We start from the raw sequence: 6,527 nt of genomic DNA, 5'->3' as shown, positions 1-6,527 counted from the left end.
GCCTATGTGCTGGAGACCGGCCAGATCGCGATGGAGGGGCCGGCGGCGCAGTTGAAGGATGATCCCAGGGTCATCGAGGCTTATCTGGGGCTGGGCGGGAAGCATCAGGCGATGCTGGCGGCTTGAGCACCGGCACGCAAGGACAAGCAGAAAGAAGGGGAAGGACAGACGCAGCACTCCCCGGCAAGAGAGCGATGGCGGGAAGGCAAGGGACGAGAGGGGCAGGAGATCCCTTTCCCGCCAGCGGAAGAACGAGCCGCGGACATCGATCCGCGGCCGCCAGCAGCAACTGCCGCTTCAGCGCGGCAGCCACATAAATCAGGAGGAAACATGAAGTTCAGGAGACTTGCAGTCGCAACGGTCGTGGCATCCCTGTTCGCAAGCGGTGCCGCGCTGGCCGATCTCACCGTCGGCATCACCGTGTCCGCCACCGGCCCGGCCTCGGCGCTGGGCGCGCCGCAGAAGAATACCGTGGCGCTGCTGCCGGCGACGGTGGGCGGCGAGAAGGTGAACTGGATCGTGCTGGACGATGCCACCGACCCCACCCAGGCTTCGAAGAACGCCAAGAAGCTGGCCGAAGAGAACAAGGTGGACGTGCTGGTGGGTTCTTCCACCGTGTCCAACACCATCGCCGTGACCGAGATCGCGGTGGAATCCAAGACGCCGCTGCTGGGCCTGGGCCCGGTGGCTTCGCTGGCGCCGGAGAAGGAGCACTGGCTGTTCCGCATGCCGCAGCACAACCGCATCATGGCCGGCGCCATCGCCGACGACATGGCGGCCAACGGCGTGAAGACCATAGGCGTGATCGGCTTCGCCGACCCTTATGGCGAGAGCTTCATGGCCGAGATGAAGAAGGCGGCCGAAGCCAAGGGCATCCAGCTCACCATCAACGAGAAGTTCAACCGCGCCGACACCTCGGTGATGGGCCAGGCGATGAAGCTGATTTCCGCCAAGCCGGACGCCATCCTCATCGTTTCCTCCGGCACGCCGTCCGCGCTGCCGCATTCCACCCTGGTGGAGCGCGGCTACAAGGGCCGCATCTACCAGACCCACGGCGCCATCGGCCGTGACGTGCTGCGGGTGGGCGGCAAGGCGCTGGAAGGCGGCATCTTCGTCACCGGCCCCATCGTGGTCGGCGATCAGCTGGCCGACAGCAACCCGATGAAGGCGGTGATCGCCAACTACGTGAAGCTGTACGAGGCCAAGTACGGCGCCGGTTCGGTCGGCCCGCAGGGCGCCCACCTGTGGGATGCCTACCTCATCCTCGACGCCGCTGTTCCGGTGGCGCTGAAGAAGGCCAAGCCGGGCACGCCGGAGTTCCGCGCCGCGCTGCGCGACGCCATCGAGAACACCAAGAACGTGGTGGGCGTGCATGGCGTGTTCAACATGAGCCCGACCGACCACTTCGGCCATGACGAGCGCGCCCGCGTGCTGGTCAAGGTGGAGAACGGCAGCTACAAGCTGCTGCGCTCCGAGTAAGGCTGAGGAGAGGACGAGGAATCCTATGGACAAGGTGATTCGTGACATCGACCGTATGTTCGCCAGGCCGGTCGTCGACGTCGAAACGCGGGGAGATGGTGTGCGCGTCCTGCGCTCCGGGATTCCTCTTCCCGAAACCTGGTCGCGCTGCATCGGCGAGTGGCTGGAGCACTGGAACCGCGCCGATCCGCAGCGCCTTTTCCTGGCCGAACGCGGCCGGGATGGCGAGTGGCAGAAGCTGAGCTATGGCGAGGCGCGTCGCCGCGTCATCGCCATCGGCAGCTGGCTGCTGAAGCAGAACCTGTCGGCCGAGCGGCCGGTGGTGATCCTGTCCGACAACTCGGTGGAGCATGCGCTGCTGATACTGGCGGCGATGCACATCGGCGTTCCGGTCAGCTCCATCTCCTCCGGCAACTCGCTGATGTCGAAGGACTTCGCCAAGCTCAAGGGCAACATCGAGCTGCTGCGCCCGGGCGTGATCTACGCCGATCCGGTGGAGCGCTTCCGCCCGGCGCTGGAGGCCGTCGCGTCGCTGCACGACGGCGTGGTGGTGGCCGGCGGCAATAGCGCGGATGTCGGCAGCTTCACCCCCTTCGCCGCCATCGAGGCGGCGAGCGACGAGGCCGCCGTGCTGGCCGCCTTCGATCGCATCAATGGCGACACCATCGCCAAGTTCCTGTTCACCTCCGGCTCGGTGGGCACGCCCAAGGCGGTCATCAACACCCACCGCATGCTGTGCTCCAACCAGGCCGCCAAGGCGCTGGTGTGGCCTTTCCTGGAGGATGCGCCGCCGGTGCTGCTGGAGTGGCTGCCGTGGAGCCATACCTTCGGCGGCAACCACAACTTCAACATGGTGCTGCGCTCCGGCGGCAGCATGTACCTGGACGATGGCAAGCCGACGCCGGCGCTGCTGGACCGCACCCTGCGCAACCTGCTGGAAGTGTCGCCCACGCAGTACTTCAGCGTGCCGCGCGCCTTCGACATGATGGTGCCCAGGCTGCGCGACGACCCGGCGCTGCGCGAGGCCTTCTTCAGGCGCCTCACCATCATCTTCTACGCCGGCGCGGCGCTGCCGCAGCACTTGTGGACCGCGCTGGAGGATCTCTCTGAGGAAACCACCGGCCACCGCGTCACCATGGTGTCGTCCTGGGGCTCCACCGAGACCTCGCCGATGGCCACCGATTGCCACTTCCAGGCCATACGCTCCGGCGTCATCGGCGTGCCGGTGCCGGGCACCGCGCTGAAGCTGGTGCCGGCGGTGGACAAGCTGGAAGTGCGGGTGAAAGGCCCGAACGTGTTCCCCGGCTACTGGAAGCAACCGGACATCACCGCCAAGTCCTTCGATGAGGAGGGCTATTACCTGATCGGCGACGCGGTGGAGTTCGTTGACCCCGAGCGCCCGGAGCTGGGCCTGCTGTTCGACGGCCGCGTCGGCGAGGACTTCAAGCTGCTCACCGGCACCTGGGTGCACGTCGGTTCGCTGCGGGTGGCCGGCATCGACGCGCTGAAGCCGGTGGCGCAGGACATCGTCGTCACCGGCCACGACCGCGACGAGATCGGCTTCCTCGTCTTCCCCAACATGCCGGAGTGCCGCAAGTTGTGCCCCGACATGCCGGAAGACGCGCCCGCCATCGACGTGTTGCTGAACCCGGCGGTGCGCAACCGGGTGCGCCAGGGCATGGCGATGATGATGAAGACCGGCGGCGGCTCCTCCACCTACCCGGCGCGCGCGCTGCTGATGGCCGAGCCGCCGTCGGTGGAGGCGGGCGAGATCACCGACAAGGGCTACATCAACCAGCGCGCGGTGCTCAACCGCCGCGCCGACCTCGTCGAGTACCTGTACGCGGACGTGCAGGACAAGACGGTCATCACGGTACATCCGGCCGCCTGAGCGCCGGCGTCCGCAGCAAGGAAGGCATCCATGAGCGAACAACTGGTCCGGACCTCGACCGAGGACAACATCTACACCATCACGCTGGCGCGCCCGGCCAAGCGCAACGCGGTCAGCGACCGCCTGCTCGGGGCGCTGGAAGAGGCGCTGATCGCCACGCCGGAAGGCACCCGGGTGATCATCCTGGCGGGCGAGGGCGAGCACTTCTGCGCCGGCCTGGACCTGGCCGAGCACCAGCACCGCGAGCCCTTCGGCGTGATGCAGCACTCGCGCGGCTGGCACCGCATTTTCGACCGCATCCAGAACGGCGGCATCCCGGTGGTGGCGGCCATGCAGGGCGCGGTCATCGGCGGCGGCCTGGAATTGGCCACAGCCACCCATGTGCGCATCTCCGAACCCAACACCATCTACCAGCTGCCGGAAGGCCGCCACGGCATCTTCGTCGGCGGCGGCGCCTCGGTGCGGGTGGCGCGCATCATCGGCCCCGGCCGCATGTGCGAAATGATGCTCACCGGCCGCATCCTCGACGCCGAGGAAGGTCTGCGCCTGGGCCTGGCCCACTACCTGGTCGGCCCCGGCGAGGCGCTGGCCAAGGCGCAGCAGCTGGCGCGGCGCATCGCCGAGAACGCGCCCATGGCCAACTGGGCCATGGTTTCCGCCATCTCCCGCATCACCAACATGGCTACCGACGACGGCTTCTTCGTCGAATCGTTGACCGCGGCGCTGACCCAGACCAGCCCCGAAGTCGCCGAGCGCATCGGCCATTTCCTCAACCGCAAGGGCAAGGGACCGCAGACATGAGCAACGCCTTCCAATCCTCCGAAGCCGCCGCGCTGGCGACCGCCTACGACGACATCTGGCTGGTGGCCGGCTGCCGCACCCCCTTCGCCGACTACAACGGCGTGCTGCGCGACGTTTCGCCCACCGACCTCGGCATCTATGCCGCCCGAGCGTTGTTTGAGCGCAGCGGCATCGCCGCCGGCGAGATCGGCGCCATCGTCGCCGGCAACATGGCGCAGGCCAGCTTCGACGCCTACTTCATGCCGCGCCACATCGGCCTCTATTCCGGCGTGCGGGCGGAGGTGCCGGCGGTGCTGGTGCAGCGCCTGTGCGGCACCGGCTTCGAAGCCATCCTCACCGCCGCCGACCAGATCACCCTGGGCAAGACCAAGGTGGCGCTGGCGGTGGGCACCGAATCCATGTCGCGCAACCCGGTGGCCTCCTACACCCACCGCGCCGGCTTCCGCATGGGCCAGGTGGATTTCCGCGACTTCCTGTGGGAAGCGACCAAGGACACGGTGTTCGGCGGCTCCATGGGCGACACCGCCGAGAACCTGGCCAAGCGCTACAACATTTCCCGCGAGGCGGTGGACCGCTTCGCCGAACAGAGCTTCGCCCGCGCCGCCGCGGCCTGGGAGGCCGGCTACTTCGACGGCGAGGTGGCGGCGGTGGTGAACAGCCACTGGGAGCTGGCCAGCTACAAGCCGCGCGGCCTCAAGCTGGCCGACCGTGCCGAGCGCTGCGAGCGCGACGGCCATGTGCGCACCACCAGCTTCGAGACGCTGCAGAAGCTGAAGCCCGCCTTTGGCGGCGTGCAGACCGGCGGCAACAGCTCCGCCATCGTCGATGGCGCGGCGGCGGTCATCGTCGCCCACGGCGACTGGGTGCGCGCCCACGGCCTGAAGCCGCTGGCCCGCATCGTCGCCGGCGCGGCGGTGGCGGTGCCGCCGGAGATCATGGGCATCGGCCCGGCGCCAGCCATCCGCGCGGCGGCGAAGAAAGCCGGCCTCACCGTCGGCGACCTCGGCCGCGTCGAGATCAACGAAGCCTTCGGCGCCCAGTACCTCGCCTGCGAGCAGGAGCTGGGGCTGGACCGCGACAAGTCCAACGTGCATGGCGGCGCCATCGCCATCGGCCATCCGCTGGGCGCCTCCGGCGTGCGCCTGACCACCACCGTGGCGCGCGAGCTGCAGGAGGCCGGGCTGCAGTTCGGCGTGTCCTCCGCCTGCGCCGGCGGCGGCCAGGGCGTGGCCATCGTGGTTGAGAACGCGGCTTGAGGTGACCGCCCGCCCCACCGTTCGCCCTGAGCCTGTCGTGGGGCCCTGGCGCATGCCAGCCGGCTTCGACAGGCCCGGCACCAACGGCGAGGGTGGCCGACCGGACATGAAGCAACAGGCGAAATGAACAGGACACGCACATGAAATTCGACAACAACACCTTCATCGTCACCGGCGGCGCCTCCGGCCTGGGCGAGGCCACCGTGCGCGCGCTGCACGCGGCCGGCGCCAAGGTGGTGATCGCCGACCTCAACGCGGAGCAGGGCGAGAAGCTGGCAGCCGAGCTGGGCGCGCGCACTGCCTTCCAGCGCACCAACGTTGCCGACGAGGCGGATGCCAAGGCGGCGGTGGACCTCGCGCTGAGCCGCTTCGGCGGCCTGCAGGGCTTGGTGAACTGCGCTGGCGTCGGCACTGCCGGCAAGGTGCTGGGCAAGGAAGGCGTGATGCCGCTGGGCGACTTCGCCCGCTGCATCCAGATCAACCTGGTTGGCACCTTCAACATGATCCGCCTGGCCGCCGAGGCCATGAGCAAGGGCGAGCCGCAGGCCGACAACGAGCGCGGCGTGATCATCAACACCGCCTCGGTGGCGGCCTACGAGGGCCAGATCGGCCAGGCCGCGTATTCCGCCTCCAAGGGCGGCATCGTGTCGATGACGCTGCCCATCGCCCGCGAACTGGCGCGCTTCGGCATCCGCGTGGTGACCATTGCCCCCGGCCTGTTCATCACCCCGATGATGCGCGGCTTGCCGCTGGAAGTGCAGAAATCGCTGGGCGAGGGCACGCCCTTCCCGCAGCGCCTGGGCGAGCCGGAGGAGTTCGCCAAGCTGGCGATCAGCATCGTGGACAACGTGATGCTGAACGGCGAAACCATCCGCCTGGACGGCGCGGTGCGGCTGGCGGCGCGCTGAAGTCTGGAGGCGGTTCGGGAGGGCCGGGCTATTTATGCGCTCAAGCCAGCTTAGGCAGATTAGATCAGGCAGATGAGCCAGATCAGGACAGATGAACCCCGCCGGTTCAGTTTTTCCCCCTCCCCCCTCGCGGGGGAGGGCCGGGGAGGGGGGGACGCCCCGAAAGGGGCGTAAAGCCTGTGAGTTTGGACA

5 protein-coding genes and 1 pseudogene are annotated in these 6,527 nt (G+C 68.3%); all 6 read left to right on the top strand.

Features of this window, described 5'->3' with window-relative positions; genetic code table 11:
* Nucleotides 1-126, top strand: a pseudogene (locus GRF61_RS22795) (ABC transporter ATP-binding protein); the annotation flags it as partial.
* Nucleotides 127-363: 237 nt separating this feature from the next.
* Entirely contained in the window at nt 364-1,479 is a 1,116-nt protein-coding gene (locus GRF61_RS22790; protein ID WP_348982466.1) for an ABC transporter substrate-binding protein, read from the top strand.
* 25 nt (nt 1,480-1,504) lie between these two features.
* The gene (locus GRF61_RS22785) at nt 1,505-3,370 is read left to right on the top strand and encodes a feruloyl-CoA synthase (RefSeq protein WP_169152912.1); all 1,866 of its coding nucleotides are present in this window, start codon (nt 1,505-1,507) and stop codon (nt 3,368-3,370) included.
* Between the two features lie 30 nt (nt 3,371-3,400).
* On the top strand, nt 3,401-4,171 hold the full coding sequence (locus GRF61_RS22780; RefSeq protein WP_169152911.1) for a crotonase/enoyl-CoA hydratase family protein: 771 nt from the start codon (nt 3,401-3,403) through the stop codon (nt 4,169-4,171).
* Nucleotides 4,168-5,427, top strand: coding sequence for a thiolase family protein (locus tag GRF61_RS22775; protein WP_169152910.1), 1,260 nt, complete (start codon nt 4,168-4,170; stop codon nt 5,425-5,427). The genes GRF61_RS22780 and GRF61_RS22775 overlap by 4 nt, the downstream gene beginning before the upstream one ends.
* A 140-nt stretch (nt 5,428-5,567) precedes the next feature.
* Nucleotides 5,568-6,335, top strand: coding sequence for a 3-hydroxyacyl-CoA dehydrogenase (locus GRF61_RS22770; RefSeq protein WP_169152909.1), 768 nt, complete (start codon nt 5,568-5,570; stop codon nt 6,333-6,335).
* Nucleotides 6,336-6,527 lie beyond the last annotated feature (192 nt).

This window comes from Azoarcus sp. TTM-91, from assembly GCF_012911025.1.
Lineage (GTDB): Bacteria > Pseudomonadota > Gammaproteobacteria > Burkholderiales > Rhodocyclaceae > Azoarcus.
This window is presented reverse-complemented; position numbering and strand designations above follow the sequence as displayed.

Excerpts from the sequence above, each read along its gene's own strand:
- GRF61_RS22785 (WP_169152912.1), top strand. The coding sequence starts at position 1,505 with ATGGACAAGGTGATTCGTGACATCGACCGTATGTTCGCCAGGCCGGTC.
- GRF61_RS22780 (WP_169152911.1), top strand. The coding sequence starts at position 3,401 with ATGAGCGAACAACTGGTCCGGACCTCGACCGAGGACAACATCTACACC.
- GRF61_RS22775 (WP_169152910.1), top strand. The coding sequence starts at position 4,168 with ATGAGCAACGCCTTCCAATCCTCCGAAGCCGCCGCGCTGGCGACCGCC.
- GRF61_RS22770 (WP_169152909.1), top strand. The coding sequence starts at position 5,568 with ATGAAATTCGACAACAACACCTTCATCGTCACCGGCGGCGCCTCCGGC.